The sequence below is a fragment of the Acinetobacter pittii genome, assembly GCF_034067285.1.
GTDB lineage: Bacteria > Pseudomonadota > Gammaproteobacteria > Pseudomonadales > Moraxellaceae > Acinetobacter > Acinetobacter pittii_E.
This window is the reverse complement of record NZ_CP139286.1, coordinates 2099862-2114302: the sequence shown is the minus strand read 5'-3', so window position 1 is coordinate 2114302 and position 14441 is coordinate 2099862. Positions and strand designations below refer to the sequence as shown.

16 protein-coding genes are annotated in these 14441 nt (G+C 41.6%); 10 read left to right on the top strand and 6 right to left on the bottom strand.

The window, feature by feature from the left end:
* Nucleotides 1–6 precede the first annotated feature (6 nt).
* Nucleotides 7–681, bottom strand: coding sequence for a cupin domain-containing protein (locus SOI81_RS09945; RefSeq protein ID WP_320540627.1), 675 nt, complete (start codon nucleotides 679–681; stop codon nucleotides 7–9).
* A 184-nt stretch (nucleotides 682–865) separates the two neighbouring features.
* Here SOI81_RS09945 and gcvA point away from each other — a divergent pair, with 184 nt between their 5' ends.
* The 10 genes from gcvA (at nucleotide 866) to madM (ending at nucleotide 9194) form a co-directional block, all read left to right on the top strand.
* Complete coding sequence (gene gcvA / locus SOI81_RS09940) at nucleotides 866–1780, top strand: transcriptional regulator GcvA (RefSeq protein WP_320540626.1); 915 nt, start codon at nucleotides 866–868, stop codon at nucleotides 1778–1780.
* Between the two features lie 109 nt (nucleotides 1781–1889).
* Nucleotides 1890–3569: a malonate decarboxylase subunit alpha gene (mdcA, locus tag SOI81_RS09935; RefSeq protein ID WP_320540625.1), complete on the top strand. Its 1680-nt coding sequence runs from the start codon at nucleotides 1890–1892 to the stop codon at nucleotides 3567–3569.
* Entirely contained in the window at nucleotides 3569–4453 is an 885-nt protein-coding gene (gene mdcB, locus SOI81_RS09930; protein WP_320540624.1) for a triphosphoribosyl-dephospho-CoA synthase, read from the top strand. The genes mdcA and mdcB overlap by 1 nt, the downstream gene beginning before the upstream one ends.
* Before the next feature lie 2 nt (nucleotides 4454–4455).
* Nucleotides 4456–4755 carry a malonate decarboxylase subunit delta gene (gene mdcC / locus SOI81_RS09925; RefSeq protein ID WP_320540623.1) on the top strand — a complete coding sequence of 100 codons (300 nt, stop codon included), beginning with the start codon at nucleotides 4456–4458 and terminating at the stop codon, nucleotides 4753–4755.
* Nucleotides 4748–5599 carry a biotin-independent malonate decarboxylase subunit beta gene (gene mdcD, locus SOI81_RS09920; protein WP_320540622.1) on the top strand — a complete coding sequence of 284 codons (852 nt, stop codon included), beginning with the start codon at nucleotides 4748–4750 and terminating at the stop codon, nucleotides 5597–5599. The genes mdcC and mdcD overlap by 8 nt, the downstream gene beginning before the upstream one ends.
* Nucleotides 5596–6423: a biotin-independent malonate decarboxylase subunit gamma gene (gene mdcE / locus SOI81_RS09915; protein ID WP_320540621.1), complete on the top strand. Its 828-nt coding sequence runs from the start codon at nucleotides 5596–5598 to the stop codon at nucleotides 6421–6423. Before mdcD ends, mdcE begins: the two co-directional genes overlap by 4 nt.
* Complete coding sequence (gene mdcG / locus SOI81_RS09910; RefSeq protein WP_320540620.1) at nucleotides 6414–7022, top strand: malonate decarboxylase holo-ACP synthase; 609 nt, start codon at nucleotides 6414–6416, stop codon at nucleotides 7020–7022. Before mdcE ends, mdcG begins: the two co-directional genes overlap by 10 nt.
* A gap of 12 nt (nucleotides 7023–7034) precedes the next feature.
* On the top strand, nucleotides 7035–7964 hold the full coding sequence (gene mdcH, locus SOI81_RS09905; protein ID WP_262456961.1) for a malonate decarboxylase subunit epsilon: 930 nt from the start codon (nucleotides 7035–7037) through the stop codon (nucleotides 7962–7964).
* 56 nt (nucleotides 7965–8020) lie between these two features.
* Nucleotides 8021–8437, top strand: coding sequence for a malonate transporter subunit MadL (gene madL / locus SOI81_RS09900; protein WP_320540619.1), 417 nt, complete (start codon nucleotides 8021–8023; stop codon nucleotides 8435–8437).
* On the top strand, nucleotides 8430–9194 hold the full coding sequence (gene madM, locus SOI81_RS09895; protein WP_320540618.1) for a malonate transporter subunit MadM: 765 nt from the start codon (nucleotides 8430–8432) through the stop codon (nucleotides 9192–9194). Before madL ends, madM begins: the two co-directional genes overlap by 8 nt.
* Before the next feature lie 36 nt (nucleotides 9195–9230).
* Here madM and mdcR read toward each other — a convergent pair whose 3' ends face one another.
* The 5 genes from mdcR to cioA form a co-directional block, all read right to left on the bottom strand.
* Entirely contained in the window at nucleotides 9231–10163 is a 933-nt protein-coding gene (gene mdcR, locus SOI81_RS09890; RefSeq protein WP_191899268.1) for a LysR family transcriptional regulator, read from the bottom strand.
* Nucleotides 10164–10263: 100 nt separating this feature from the next.
* On the bottom strand, nucleotides 10264–11682 hold the full coding sequence (locus SOI81_RS09885) for a PLP-dependent aminotransferase family protein (protein ID WP_320540617.1): 1419 nt from the start codon (nucleotides 11680–11682) through the stop codon (nucleotides 10264–10266).
* A 98-nt stretch (nucleotides 11683–11780) separates the two neighbouring features.
* Nucleotides 11781–11915 carry a hypothetical protein gene (locus tag SOI81_RS09880; protein WP_000749813.1) on the bottom strand — a complete coding sequence of 45 codons (135 nt, stop codon included), beginning with the start codon at nucleotides 11913–11915 and terminating at the stop codon, nucleotides 11781–11783.
* A gap of 14 nt (nucleotides 11916–11929) precedes the next feature.
* A complete protein-coding gene (gene cydB, locus SOI81_RS09875) occupies nucleotides 11930–12937 on the bottom strand; it encodes a cytochrome d ubiquinol oxidase subunit II (RefSeq protein WP_320540616.1) in 1008 nt (335 codons plus the stop codon).
* Complete coding sequence (gene cioA, locus SOI81_RS09870) at nucleotides 12930–14375, bottom strand: cytochrome ubiquinol oxidase subunit I (RefSeq protein WP_016141318.1); 1446 nt, start codon at nucleotides 14373–14375, stop codon at nucleotides 12930–12932. The genes cydB and cioA overlap by 8 nt, the downstream gene beginning before the upstream one ends.
* Between the last annotated feature and the right edge of the window lie 66 nt (nucleotides 14376–14441).

Below are 14441 nucleotides of genomic sequence, written 5' to 3'. Positions count from 1 at the left end.
GAGCCTTTAATTATATTCAGCAATAGCTGAGGCTAGGTGTCCGGTTTTTACATAAATAGAAGCGCCAGACAAACCCGCTTGAAAATGGGCATGTGTTTTCGGAGGTAGGCGTATCCATGTTCCAGCGTCATAAACTATTTCTTTATCGACCAACTGACCTTGGGTGATCAAAATTTCGATTCCACCCTCAGCATCTTCCATAAAAAGTTGCTGCGGTTTGAGTTTTTCTAAATAGGTGTGCTCATAACTTGCATCAACCAATATGCAAATTAAACGCGAACCTATTTCTTGCCATTGTGTTGGATCGTTGGTGTTGATTCGTAAAGTTTGATTTTCTGACGTAGGAATTTGCATAAGTTTGACAAAAATCAATGCACCTTCTTCGCTCGACGGTTGATGTACCGACTGATGGGGACTCCGTAAATACCATCCAGCGGGGTAGTGCTGATTTTGATTTTCAGTAAATACGCCTGAAAGTACGAGGATTTCTTCACCATGATGATGTCGATGTTCAGGGAAGATTGTATGGGGAGCATATTTCACCAAACTAGTCGCACGGGCTACTTCATCACCAACACGATCAAGCATGACACGATCAACTTCCCCGTGGGGAGATTTCGCCCAGTGATAGTCTTCAGGTTTGACAATCACAGCCTGTGAAAAATCGGCATGGATCAACATGAATACTCTCCTCGTAAACTAAATTCTCTTTATTCAATAACAAAATAAATAGAATGAATGAGCAAGCCCATTTAAGATGTAAAAATTTAATCATTATGAATAGATTACAGAACATTTTAGAAATAAAGATTTATAAGTACAAATGAGATAATCTATTTCTACAGTAAAGAAAATCTTTAGCGTTATGAATTCACCAGTTTATTTGAATGCCCTCCGTGCTTTTGAAGCCAGTGCACGCCACAAAAGTTTTTCTGCGGCGGCAAAAGAGTTAAATGTTACTCCGGCTGCAGTGGGGCAATTGGTGCGCACACTCGAAGATTGGCTAGGCTTTCCGTTGTTTCATCGGCAAACTAACGGTAAAAATCGGCTGGTCGCTACTGAAATGGCCGAATCGGTTTTACCGGATATTCGGGCGGGTTTTGATAAGCTGACTTTGGCTTTGGAAAAATTAAAGCAAGATTCTCTATCAGGTGTGCTTAATATTGCGGTAAGTCCAGCATTTGCTGAAAAATGGCTATTACCAAGAATTGATCATTTTCAAAAACAATATCCAGATATTGATATTCGTTTAGACATTAACTTGAAAACCGTAGATTTTTTAGAACAAAAAGTTGATGTAGGGGTGAGATATGGTCAAGGCCAATGGCAAGGTCTAGAAGCAGTTAAACTTATGGATGAAGAGGTTTATCCTGTATGTTCACCTGCATTTTTAAATGAACATTCATCTCTCTTAACCCCAAATGATCTGAGAAATATCACTTTAATTCATGATCTTTCTATGGAAAAACATCAACAATTTCCGGGGTGGCAATCTTGGCTAAAAAGTGTAGGTTTGAATGACATCAATATCAGTCGTGGTATGCAAATCAACAGTTCATCTGCAGTTTTACAGGCTGCAATGGAAGGACATGGTGTTGCATTAGCACGTAGTGTTATGGTGCAAAAAGATATACAAACCGGGCGTTTGGTACGATTATTTCCTCAAATTCACTTCTCATCGCCCTTTTCTTATTATTTGGTGTACCGACCGGAATACGCAAATTTGCCTAAAGTCAAAATCTGTCTAGATTGGTTTTTTGAAGAAATTCATCGAATATAAAATTAATCGTTAACCTGAGGTTAATAACGACTCATCTAGGTTGATTGATTGAAAGTCCATAAAGCGTTTTTATAGATTCAGAACAAAACTGCGATCTATAGGTAAACACATGGAAGGCTCAGTTCAGAATAAAGAACGGTTATGGACAAAGCGGCGTCATGCCAAACAACTAAAACTAGAGATGGCAAACCAATATACCGATGGTGTGGTCATTCCAACTCAAGACATTATTAAAGTTTTAGAAACCCTGATTACTCCGGGCGACAGAGTTGTACTCGAAGGGAATAACCAAAAGCAGGCAGATTTTTTATCGCGCTCTTTGGCTCAAACCAACCCTGATATTTTGCATGATTTACATATGATCATGCCGAGCGTGGGACGTTCGGAACATCTCGATCTGTTTGAAAAAGGTATTGCACGTAAACTCGATTTTTCTTTTGCTGGCCCACAGAGTTTACGTATTAGCCAGCTCATTGAAGATGGATTATTAGAGATTGGTGCAATTCATACCTATATTGAGTTGTATTCACGTTTGGTGGTTGACCTTATTCCAAATGTAGTGCTTTCGGCAGGTTTTATGGCAGACCGTCAAGGAAATATCTATACAGGCCCAAGTACCGAAGATTCTCCTGCACTTATTGAACCTGCGGCTTTTAGCGACGGTATTGTGATTGTACAGGTGAATGAACTGGTCGATGATGTCTCTGATTTGCCACGTGTCGATATTCCTGCTTCTTGGGTGGATTATGTAGTTGTGGCAGACCAGCCTTTTTATATCGAACCATTATTTACTCGTGACCCGAAACATATCAAGCCAGTGCATGTGCTTATGGCGATGATGGCAATTCGCGGAATTTATGAAAAGCATAATGTGCAATCGTTAAATCATGGGATTGGTTTTAACACTGCGGCAATTGAACTGATTTTACCGACCTATGGTGAGTCTTTAGGTTTAAAAGGAAAAATTTGCCGGAACTGGACACTAAATCCGCATCCAACCTTAATTCCTGCTATTGAAACAGGTTGGGTTGAAAGCGTGCATTGTTTTGGTACTGAACTCGGTATGGAAAAATATGTTGCAGCTCGTCCTGATGTGTTCTTTACAGGTCGTGATGGTGCTTTACGTTCCAACCGTATGATGTGTCAGCTCGCGGGTCAGTACGCTGTTGATCTATTTATTGGTGCAACTTTGCAAGTCGATGGAATGGGACATTCTTCGACTGTTACCAAAGGACGTTTAGCTGGTTTTGGTGGTGCACCAAACATGGGACACGACCCGCGTGGTCGTCGTCACGATACGCCAGCATGGCTAGATATGCGTTTACAAGGTGCCAGTGAAACTGAAACGTATTTGGCACGTGGTAAAAAGTTAGTTGTACAAATGGTGGAAACCTTCCAAGAGGGTGGTAAGCCAACTTTTGTGGAACGTCTTGATGCGATTGATGTCGCCAAAAACGCAGGCTTACCTTTAGCCCCGATCATGATTTATGGTGATGATGTGACTCATTTACTGACCGAAGAAGGCATTGCTTATCTATATAAAGCAAGCAGCCAAGAAGAGCGTCAAGCCATGATTGCTGCGGTAGCGGGTGTGACCAGTATTGGTTTAAGTCAAGACCCTAAAACGACAGCACGTTTAAGACGTGAGGGTTTGGTGGTATTCCCTGAAGATTTGGGTATTCGCCGTACCGATGCAACACGTGAGCTCTTAGCTGCAAAAAATATTGCCGACTTGGTGACATGGTCTGATGGTTTATATCACCCCCCTGCAAAATTTAGGAGTTGGTAATGATGGCACAAGTTCAATATCAAACGCTCAGCGATAGTCGGCTTTTGGCAAGTTTAGCGGTCGAGGCTTTAATTGATGAAGTTAATTTAACACCAAAGCCCGCCTTGGTAGATCGCCGTGGTAGCGGTGCCCATGATGACCTGACTTTGGAATTAATGGAACGCTCTGCGAAAAGTTTAGGACCCATGTTTAAGGAAATGGCTCAAGCAGCCATGCACCATGGTGAAGTTTGTTTAGCCCTGCGTGAAGACATTGGTGAAATTGGTCGGCAAGGCGAAAACACCATGATGTTGGCGACAGAGGGCATCAATACACACCGCGGTGCAATTTGGGCCTTAGGTTTAATGGTGACGGCGGCGGCAGTAGCACGCACCAATCAACAATATTTATCGGCTGTTGAGCTATGTCAGTTAGCAGGTCAGATTGCCCAGCTTGAAGATCGTTTTATTCCAAAGCAGGCTTTAAGTCATGGTCAGCAAGTACAAAAGAAATTAGGCATCTTAGGTGCAAAAGAACAAGCTCAGCAAGGTTTTCCAACCGTTGTGAACTTTGGTTTAAAGCAGCTTTATCAAAGCCGTAGTAAACCCATGAAAGAAGAGTTCGCACGCTTAGATGCCTTACTTGCCATGATGACTGATCTAACCGATACCTGTGTGCTTTATCGATCTGGAACAAATGGCTTAAAGCGTATGCAACAAGGTGCTCAGCAAGTACTGGATTTGGGCGGTAGCTCAAGCTTAGAAGGTCGTCGCGCTTTGCATCTTTTAGAGATTGATCTACTTCGGATGAAAGCCTCCGCTGGTGGTGCCGCAGATTTGTTGGCAGCAACATTGTTTATAGATCGTGTTCAGCAGTCATCTTTAAAAAATAAAGAGGGATTTTAATAATGGAAACAATTCATTTTGAATTTGTGGCGACAGAGCCACCTGTAAAAAAAGCATTGGTAGGATGTGTCGGCTCGGGCGATTTAGAAATTTTGATGGAACCTGGTGAAAAGGGAAAAGCCTCTATTCATGTTGTCACCTCCGTAGATGGCAGTGCAGCACGTTGGCACAATCTTTTTGAACGAATTTTTACTGCTCAGATACCACCTGCCGTCAATATTGATATTCATGACTTTGGTGCAACTCCCGGTGTTGTTCGCTTACGTCTGGAACAAGCATTAGAGGAGATTGCTCATGACTGATATCGAGAGCTTGTTAAATAAACAGGATTTTATTGAGCTGAGTGCAAGAGAACGTGCCAAAGCATTATTAGATGAAGGGACGTTTCGAGAGTTACTCGACCCATTTGCCCGTGTTATGTCGCCTTGGCTCGTTAAACAGAATATTGTGCCGCAAGCCGATGATGGGGTAGTGATTGCAAAGGGAACTATTCAAGAACAGCCAGTGGTTTTAATTTCAATTGAAGGTTTATTTCAAGGTGGCAGTTTAGGTGAGGTGGGTGGTGCCAAAATTGCAGGTGCCTTAGAACTTGCGGTTGAAGATAATTTAAAAGGTATTCCAACAGCAGCAATTTTACTACTGGAAACGGGCGGCGTTCGCTTACAAGAAGCAAATCTGGGTTTGGCAGCCATTGCTGAAATTCAGGCTGCAATAGTGAACTTACGTCAGTATCAACCCGTGATTGCTGTGGTTGCAGGTAGTGTAGGGTGCTTCGGCGGTATGTCAATTGCAGCTGGACTATGTAGCTATATTGTAATGACACAAGAAGGACGTTTAGGTCTAAATGGCCCACAGGTGATAGAACAAGAAGCTGGTGTACAAGAATATAACGCCAAAGATCGTCCATTTATATGGAGTATTACTGGTGGTAATCAGCGTTTCGCTAGTGGTTTGGCAGATGCTTATGTTGACGATGATCGCCAGAAAATTCGGCAGCAAGTCATCGATTATTTAACTCAAGGCGTGCCTCATCAGCATCGTAGTTCAAATTACTCATTCTATTTAGAAAAGTTACAACAAGTTGATACGGCTGAGCAGATTACCCCAGCACAGGTTCAAGCTTTGTATCAAGGAGAGCAAGTATGAATATCGCCGTTGATACATTAAAAGCATCTACACGTGGTGCACATTGGTTTAAAGCATTTACACAGGGCTTTAAGACAGTTGAAGGTTTTCCAGCTTCAGTTTGGGTAGCTGATGGTCAAATTGATCAGCAAGCGGTACGTGTGGTTGCAGTTGTGCAAGACAGCAATAATCTGTTCCCACGGGCAAAACAAGGAGAAGTTGGACTCTTGGAAGGCTGGAGTTTAGCAAAAGCGGTTGATGAAGTGATTCAAGCCGATGCACAGGCTGAAACTAAACGCGCTATTTTATGTTTGGTTGATGTGCCAAGTCAGGCCTATGGGCGCCGTGAAGAATTATTAGGTATTCATCAAGCTTTAGCGGGTGCAGTAGATAGTTATGCCAGAGCCAGATTGGCAGGCCATCCTGTTGTCAGTTTATTGGTAGGTAAGTCGATGTCGGGAGCTTTCTTGGCGCATGGATACCAAGCCAATCGTATTATTGCCTTAAAAGATTCAGGTGTTATGGTGCATGCAATGGGTAAGGAATCTGCTGCACGCGTTACCTTACGCTCGGTTGATGAGTTAGAGCAATTGGCCTCAAGCATTCCGCCAATGGCTTATGACATTGAAAGCTATGCCACGCTTGGTTTGTTATCTGAACTGTTATCTGTTGAAAACGCTGAACAACCGACAACCGCTGATCTTTCGTTAGCGAAGCAGGCAATTGCACAAGCGTTTAAAGAAATTAATGCTGAGCAATCGAGAGGATTAGAACAAAGACTTCACGGCCAAAACCGTCAGATGTCTAAAAGGGTCCGTGAATTATTGCGTGAGCAATGGTCATGAAACTTAAGCTCGAAGCCCATGATTTACTGTGGGGCATGACGGTCGACTGCTTAGCCGATGATGCTCCGCATTGGGTGAAAGAGGTGTTACTACGAGGCGATCCTATTGTGGTTCGACGGGCAATTACTCCTGAAGATCAGGTGGCGGTAGGTGTAAGGGGGCAATTTCGCTATCAACGATATGCAGCTCAAATGCCAATATCTGCGATTAGCAGACAGCTTAAACCCGAAGCACTGACTTATGTAGATATGCAGCAGTTTGCACATTTGGCAGAACGTTTACAGACCATTTCCAGCATTATGAAAAACTTTTCGGGATGTTGGGGATATACAGGAAGTTTCGGGTTTGAACTGGCAACCGGCATTAAAACAGTTACTCAGCAAAGTGACATAGATTTGTTGATTCGAGCTGAACAACCTTTTGCCAAAAAGCAGGCGATTGAGCTACTCGAAAATTTTCAGCACGCAGGCCTCAATGTGGATATACAGCTTCAACTTCCACAAGGTGGTTTGGCTTTAAAAGAATGGGCTGGGAACAGTGGAAAAGTTCTATTAAAACGTGCTGATGGTGCTGTTTTAGTAGAAAACCCATGGAATTAGGGAATAGATATCATGGCTTCAATTTGGGTATATCCGGGACAAGGTGTGCAACGAAGCAATATGTTGCACGACTTACCTCAAATCGCTCTAGTTAAAGAGTACCTTGAGCGGGCATCAGATGCACTCAAAGAAGATGTCTTGATGTTAGATAGTCCGGCTGCATTGCAATCGACACGTGCAGTACAGCTTTGTTTACTGATTTCAGGTGTGGTGAGTTCAGCTTTATTAACAGCGGAAAACTTAACACCAGATTATGTTGCGGGTTTATCAATTGGCGCATGGTCGGCTGCGGTTGTAGCAGGAGTTCTAAACTATGAAGATGCTATTCGTTTAGTTGCCTATCGAGGTGAACTCATGCAAAACGCTTATCCCACTGGATATGGCATGACGGCACTAATTGGTACAGATCGTGCAGCTGTCGAAACATGGGTCAAACAAATTTATGAAATAACGCCAGAGGTGTTTGTTGCAAATATTAATGCACATAACCAGATCGTTATTTCAGGAAGTTTTGAAGCCATGAACCAAGTTGCTGTTTTGGCAAGGCAACAAGGCGTGGTGGCAAAAAAATTAGATGTATCGGTGCCATCGCACTGTGAATTATTAAGTCAGCAAGCAAAGCAACTTGCAGCGTCTATGGAGGGAGTCACTTTAAAGCAGCCTAAAATACGTTATTTAAGTGGTACAACGGCTCGTACGCTGAGCAGACCAGAACAGATTGGTGATGACTTGGCTTTTAATATGAGTCGAACTGTAGATTGGGAAAGTACCATCCAAGCTGCATGGGAGCGAGGTGTAAGGTTGCAGATAGAAGCTTTACCGGGAACGGTACTTACTACACTTGCACGTCGAACATTTAAAGAAGGAACCGTGTTGTCATTTCAAGGGACACGTATAGATAGCATTCAGATTGCGATGCAAAAAGAACAGCAGAATTATTGATCTTTTTGATTCTGATTTACAAAAGCATAAATGATCCAAGGATATGAGGGATTGTCATGATTATATATGGAGTTGGTTTACTCGCACTTTGCACCTTGGTGGGTGTTATTGTCGGCGATCTGTTGGGCGTTTTATTGGGAGTAAAGTCCAACGTTGGTGGCGTGGGTATCGCCATGATTTTACTCATTTGCATACGGTTATGGATGGAAAAACGCGGTGTTATGACAGTTGAAACTGAAAAAGGCGTTTCATTCTGGGGCACTATGTATATTCCTGTTGTTGTTGCCATGGCAGCGCAACAAAATGTAGTTGCCGCTTTATCTAGTGGTCATATGGCACTGTTTGCTGCTGTAGTTTCAGTTGCAGTTTGTACACTCACTATTGCCGGTTTAAGTCGTTACAACAAAGCAAGCCCTTTACCTAAAGAAGAGGACACCGTATTAAACCGCATTGGAGGTAAAGTTCATGGTTGAATTATTATTAAAAGACTTAACCCATTTAGGTTTAATTACAGCTTTTGCCTTAATTGCCTTAATTATGTGGCTGTCGACCAAGCTCTCTAAATATTTAACCAACGGACGTGTGCATGCTTCAGCAATTGCGATTGTGATTGGTTTGATTTTGGCATGGTTTGGCGGAAAAATGACAGGTGGTGAAAAAGGCTTGACTGACCTTGCGCTCTTTACGGGTGTGGGACTTATGGGCGGTGCAATGCTTCGTGACTTTACCATTGTAGCAACAGCCTTTGAGGTACAAGCGACTGAGGCGAAAAAAGCAGGATTTATTGGTGCCTTCTCTTTATTTCTCGGGACCATTTTGCCGTTTATTGTCGGTTGTATGTTTGCGTGGATTTTCGGCTATCGTGATGCGGTAAGTATTACCACAATTGGCGCAGGTGCAGTGACTTACATTGTGGGGCCAGTGACAGGTGTTGCAATTGGCGCGAGTTCTGAAGTCATGGCACTTTCCATTGCAACGGGGCTGGTAAAAGCAATTTGTGTAATGGTTTCAACACCACTTACCGCAAAATTTATGGGACTTGATAATCCACGCTCTGCCATGATTTTTGGTGGCTTGGCAGGAACAGTAAGTGGTGTTTCTGCTGGTTTAGCAGCGACAGACCGTCGCTTGGTTCCTTACGGTGCGCTTACAGCAACGTTCCATACAGGCCTTGGCTGTTTAATGGGACCAACCGTTTTGTTCTTTGCTGTTAAAGCTTTAGTCGGTTAATCAGTATTTAATACTCAGTCAAAAAGGCCGTTGCTATTAACAACGGTCTTTTTTATTTTTGAAATTAGAGGCAAACATTCGACATTCAGCAATCAGCGCAAGTAAGTTAGGGTCTCGTTCCTTACTTTTTAAAAAGACCAGACCAATTTCTTGTTGCATATGATATTGCTGTTTTAAAGGAATAAGTTTGACCGAACTTTCATAAACAGCAGAAATACGACCAGGTAGTAGAGCAAAACCGACACCTGAGCTGACCATACTAATGAGGGTAAAAATATCATTGACCTGTAAAGCAACTTTAGGTGAAAAACCAGCTTTTTTAAAAATGATGTCGCTGTCGTTATGAGTAGCAAAACCCTTAGTTAAAGTTAAAAAAGTTTCTTCTTTTAAAAGGCTTAAATCAATATCTTTAAACTCAGCATATTTAGAATCTTTATTGACTGCCAAAAAAATGTCGTCTGAAAACATTGGCAAAATTTCAAAGTCATCATCTTGAGTGGTTTCATTAAGAGCTACGATAATGGCATCAAGCTCTGTCGCTTTAAGCTTTTTCACCAAATCCTGATTTGAACTCAGCAAAAGTTGAATATCAAGCTCACTACGTCTGAGCTTAAGACCGCTAATCACATTTGGAATTGTGTTTACCGTCAGAGAATAAAGCGAACCTAAATGTAAAACCTTAGCCGCAAAACCAGCAGCTTCTCTGGTTTTATTTACGGTAATAAAAATGTCTTGTACGATTTTTTGTGCCCGTTCTTCAAAGACATAAGCACTTTTTAAAGGAATGAGGTTACGGCCTTCATTTTTAAAAAGAGGGCAACGCAAAGCACTTTCTAAAGAATGTAAGGCTTTATGAACACTGACATTACTCAACTGCATTTCTGTGGCTGTTTTAGACAAATTTCCACAGCGCATAAAAGCTAAAAAAATCTGTATTTTTTTAAGGGTGAGTTCTTCATCAATTTCCATATTAATTCCTTGAACCTGTTTCCCTGAAAACTATAGATTTGAGTTATAAAGTTACCACAAAATAAAGTCTATAAAATTGTGCTTAGGTCGAAGCATTTCTTTAGAAACTTGCTTCAACTCTTTGTTGAATGGTTTTGATAACCTGATCTAATGCGCTTTGAATTTTAGTGTTCCATTCAAAAGAACAATTAATTCGTAAATAATGCTGCTGTGCGGGTAAAACACTAAACAGAGGGCTTGGCGCAACGCCAATGTCTTGTTGGATGAGTTCTTCATAAATTTGCATGCTATCGAGTTTATGAGGCAATTTAACCCATAGAAAATAACCGCTTGGGTAGTAATACACTTCGCAAGACGTAGGCAGATGTTGCTTTAAATAATGATAAAACTGCTTTTTATAACGCTCAAGTGAAAGTCTAAGTGTACGCAAGTGCTTTTCATAATGATGATGAGATAAGAACTCAACCAATGCATTTTGAATGAGTGCATTGACTGAAATGGTACTCATAAGCTGCAAGTGTTGAATATGGTCTGAAAACTTACCCGCATAGACCCAACCGACTCGAAAGCCTGCGCCTAACGTTTTAGAAAAAGAAGAGCAGTGAAGCACCAGATTTTGTTGATCAAAATACTTCATTGAAAGTGGTTTTTGGCCACCATAAAAAAGTTCTTCATAGACATCATCTTCAATCAAATAAATTTGGTGTTCGTGAAGCAACTTGGCAATTTTATATTTAATGTCATCACTGACGGTAAAACCAATTGGGTTATGGGCATTCAACATGAGCCAACACACCTTTATTGGATATGTTTGAATAACCTGTTCAAAAGCCTCTAGGTCAAAACCATGTTGAGGATGTTCAGGAATGGTAATCACTTTAAGTCCTAAACGCTCTGCGGCTTGCCAAGCTCCATAAAACACGTTTTGCTGTAATAAAATATAATCGCCGGGTTGAGCGACAGCTTGTAGCGAAAGGTTTAGTGCATCCAAACCACCTGATGTAATGACAATGTCATCTGGATCGGTCTGTATGCCTTGCATACAGTAGCGCTGAGCAATTAATTTTCTTAAGGCTAAATTACCGGGAGGCAAACTGGTTGTCTGGTCATAACTTTGTCTTTGACGGGCAAGCTGTCCCATAATTTGAATAAGTTTGGGTGCTGTTAGAAGTTGACTATCAGGAAAAGCTGAGCCAAAAGGTACGACAGACTCATGTTGAATCGATTTAAGATATTTAAAAACTAATGAGTTAATTTCAATTTTAGAATTCAGGGAAACAACTGAATATTGCTCTAAAGGTTTAAGTGCAATTTGCTCGGCAACAAAGTAGCCAGATTTTTCTTTTGAATAGATCAGACCTTGTGATTCAAGCTCCTGATAAGCATTCATTACGGTCATTAAACTAAAGCCAGAGCGTTGTACCTGATCTCTTAATGAAGGTAATTTTTCATGTGCATTTAAAGTGCCGCTCTCAATGAGTTGGCGAATGCTATGAGCGAGTTGTTCTGATTTATACATGTATGAGCTGCACGAAATAACAAAATGAAAGATGCACTTAATCAATAATAAATGCCGTTTGCAGAATCTACAAACGGCATTTGTTTAGAACGATAGATTTACTTTAAGTAAGGGGCAGCATAAATCAATATGACTTTAAACAAACCAGCAATCACAGCTAAGGCTAAAAAACCGCCAAGCCATAATAGAATAAACCATTGAGTTTGATTGAGTTTAACGGATGACTTTTTCATAAAACCCTCCATACTTAATGATAACCTTCGTCACCTACACGCACTTTGTCACGGAATACCCAATAAGAGACAATGGTGTAAGCAATAATAATTGGAATCAGAATTAACGCACCGACCAAAGCAAACATCTGGCTTGAATGTGGTGCTGCGGCCTGCCAGATGGTGACTGATGGCGGAATAATATATGGCCATAAACTAATCACGAATCCAGTAAATGCAAGGAAAACGAGGGCCAATGTATATGCAAATGGCTTAAGGTCATGCTGCTGTTTTTTACATGCTGATAAAATCAGGCCAACAAACAATAAGACCAAAATAGGTACAGGACTAAAATAGAACAGATTTGGTAAAGAGAACCAGCGATCTGCAATTTCAGGATGAGTCAAAGGAGTATATAAACTCACACCACCAAAAATAATGAGCAATGCAATAATCAGCTTTGGCATAAGCTCATACATACGTTGCTGCAAACCTTTTTCAGTTTTTAAAATAAGCCATCCACATCCTAAAGTTGCATACATCGCAACTACACCAATACCTGTAAAGATCGTAAATGGTGATAACCAGTCAAATGGACCACCAGCATAAATACCATTTTCGGTTTTAATCCCTTGGATATAGGCACCCAAAATAATCCCTTGTAGGAAGCTGGTTAAAACTGAGCCCCAAATAAAGGCTAAGTCCCACAGATGCTTGGTACGGTGAGCTTTAAAACGGAATTCAAACGCAACGCCACGGAAAATCAGGGCAATGACCATGAAAATAATAGGCAGGTAGAGTGCTGATAAAACTGTTGAATAAACCAGTGGAAATGCTGCATATAGCCCAGCACCACCGAGTACCATCCACGTTTCGTTACCATCCCAAACAGGGGCGACGGTATTCATCATCACGTCACGTTCTTGGCTGTTCTTAATGAAAGGGAACATAATCCCGATTCCTAAGTCAAAACCATCCATGACCACGTAAATCAAAACACCTAAACCAATAATACCGACCCATATTAAAGAAAGATCAATCATGATGTTTCTCCCCAGATTTTTGATTATCGTCAATGTTTTCATCGACAGCACTGAGTGGACGCATTGGTGTTTTAAAGTGTCCAACGCCACCAGATTCAATAGTTGGTGTATCGATAAATACAGGGCCTTTATTAATGAGTTTTAAGGTGTAGTAAATACCGCTACCAAAAACGATGGTGTATACCACCACAAAAATAAAGAGACTTAGACCCACCTGATCGGCAGAAACTGTATGTGAAAGCCCATCTTTGGTTCGCATAATGCCGTATACAACCCACGGTTGACGGCCGACCTCAGTGGTAATCCAACCTGCAAGCATTGCCACATAACCTGCAGGTCCCATTAATAAAGCGAATTTATGGAACCATGAAGTTTCATAGAGTTTTCCACGCTTACGTAACCAAAGTGCAATGAGTGATAGGGTGACCATGAGTACACCAAGACCCACCATCACACGGAAGCTCCAGAAAATAATGGTTGAGTTTGGACGATCTTCAGGCGCGAACTCTTTTAACCCAGTCACTTGACCATCTAAACTGTGCGTTAAAATTAAACTACCCAAATATGGAACGCCCACTTCAAAGTGGTTACGCTCTTCTTTCATATCCGGAATGGCAAATAACAATAATGGCATCGGCTCATTGTGATTGGTTTCCCAGTGTCCCTCCATTGCTGCAAGTTTGGCAGGTTGATGTTCACGAGTATTTAAACCGTGGTTATCGCCAATCACCACTTGCAAACAAGAAGTCACAAGCACCATCCATAAACCCATCGAGAATGATTTTTTCACCAACTCATCACGACGGCCTTTTACTAAATGCCATGCAGATGTTCCTACAACCAATAATGATGAAACCAAGAAAGCGGCAGCACCCATGTGTGCAAAGCGGTAAGGGAAGGACGGGTTAAAGACAATTGCAAACCAGTCTTTTGGCACAATAATGCCATTTTCGATGGCAAAGCCTTGAGGGGTCTGCATCCAGCTATTGGAAGATAAAATCCAGAACATGGAAATACACGTTCCGATGGCAACCATAAGTGTTGCGAAGAAATGGGCTCGAGGACCGACACGTCCCCAACCAAATAACATAATGCCTAAGAAACCTGCTTCTAAGAAGAAGGCACTCAAGACTTCATAGGTAAGTAAAGGACCAGTAATACTTCCGGCGACGCGTGAAAATTCACTCCAGTTAGTACCGAACTGGTAACTCATGACCACGCCCGAGACCACACCCATACCAAAGGCAACGGCAAAGATCTTAATCCAGTATTTAAATAGATCTTTATAAATCGGGTTTTGGGTTCTTAACCACTTCCACTCTAACACTGCTAAAAAGCAAGCAAGACCGATAGAGGTGGCCGGAAAAATAATATGGAACGATACTGTAAAAGCAAATTGTATTCGTGCTAATTCTAAAGCGGTTAGACCGAGGCTCATAAACTTTCCCCCTGTGAACTAGCTGATGATGGTTGAATGAGTTAAATACTTATTTTCAGGCAACAA

What these genes read in the sequence shown, in the direction of transcription:
- mdcD (WP_320540622.1), top strand. Translation starts at nt 4,748, where the DNA reads ATGACTGATATCGAGAGCTTGTTAAATAAACAGGATTTTATTGAGCTG.
- mdcH (WP_262456961.1), top strand. Translation starts at nt 7,035, where the DNA reads ATGGCTTCAATTTGGGTATATCCGGGACAAGGTGTGCAACGAAGCAAT.
- cydB (WP_320540616.1), bottom strand. Translation starts at nt 12,937, where the DNA reads ATGATTGATCTTTCTTTAATATGGGTCGGTATTATTGGTTTAGGTGTT.
- mdcR (WP_191899268.1), bottom strand. Translation starts at nt 10,163, where the DNA reads ATGGAAATTGATGAAGAACTCACCCTTAAAAAAATACAGATTTTTTTA.
- mdcA (WP_320540625.1), top strand. Translation starts at nt 1,890, where the DNA reads ATGGAAGGCTCAGTTCAGAATAAAGAACGGTTATGGACAAAGCGGCGT.
- SOI81_RS09885 (WP_320540617.1), bottom strand. Translation starts at nt 11,682, where the DNA reads ATGTATAAATCAGAACAACTCGCTCATAGCATTCGCCAACTCATTGAG.
- mdcB (WP_320540624.1), top strand. Translation starts at nt 3,569, where the DNA reads ATGATGGCACAAGTTCAATATCAAACGCTCAGCGATAGTCGGCTTTTG.
- mdcE (WP_320540621.1), top strand. Translation starts at nt 5,596, where the DNA reads ATGAATATCGCCGTTGATACATTAAAAGCATCTACACGTGGTGCACAT.
- mdcG (WP_320540620.1), top strand. Translation starts at nt 6,414, where the DNA reads ATGGTCATGAAACTTAAGCTCGAAGCCCATGATTTACTGTGGGGCATG.
- gcvA (WP_320540626.1), top strand. Translation starts at nt 866, where the DNA reads ATGAATTCACCAGTTTATTTGAATGCCCTCCGTGCTTTTGAAGCCAGT.
- mdcC (WP_320540623.1), top strand. Translation starts at nt 4,456, where the DNA reads ATGGAAACAATTCATTTTGAATTTGTGGCGACAGAGCCACCTGTAAAA.
- cioA (WP_016141318.1), bottom strand. Translation starts at nt 14,375, where the DNA reads ATGAGCCTCGGTCTAACCGCTTTAGAATTAGCACGAATACAATTTGCT.
- madL (WP_320540619.1), top strand. Translation starts at nt 8,021, where the DNA reads ATGATTATATATGGAGTTGGTTTACTCGCACTTTGCACCTTGGTGGGT.
- SOI81_RS09945 (WP_320540627.1), bottom strand. Translation starts at nt 681, where the DNA reads ATGTTGATCCATGCCGATTTTTCACAGGCTGTGATTGTCAAACCTGAA.
- SOI81_RS09880 (WP_000749813.1), bottom strand. Translation starts at nt 11,915, where the DNA reads ATGAAAAAGTCATCCGTTAAACTCAATCAAACTCAATGGTTTATTCTA.
- madM (WP_320540618.1), top strand. Translation starts at nt 8,430, where the DNA reads ATGGTTGAATTATTATTAAAAGACTTAACCCATTTAGGTTTAATTACA.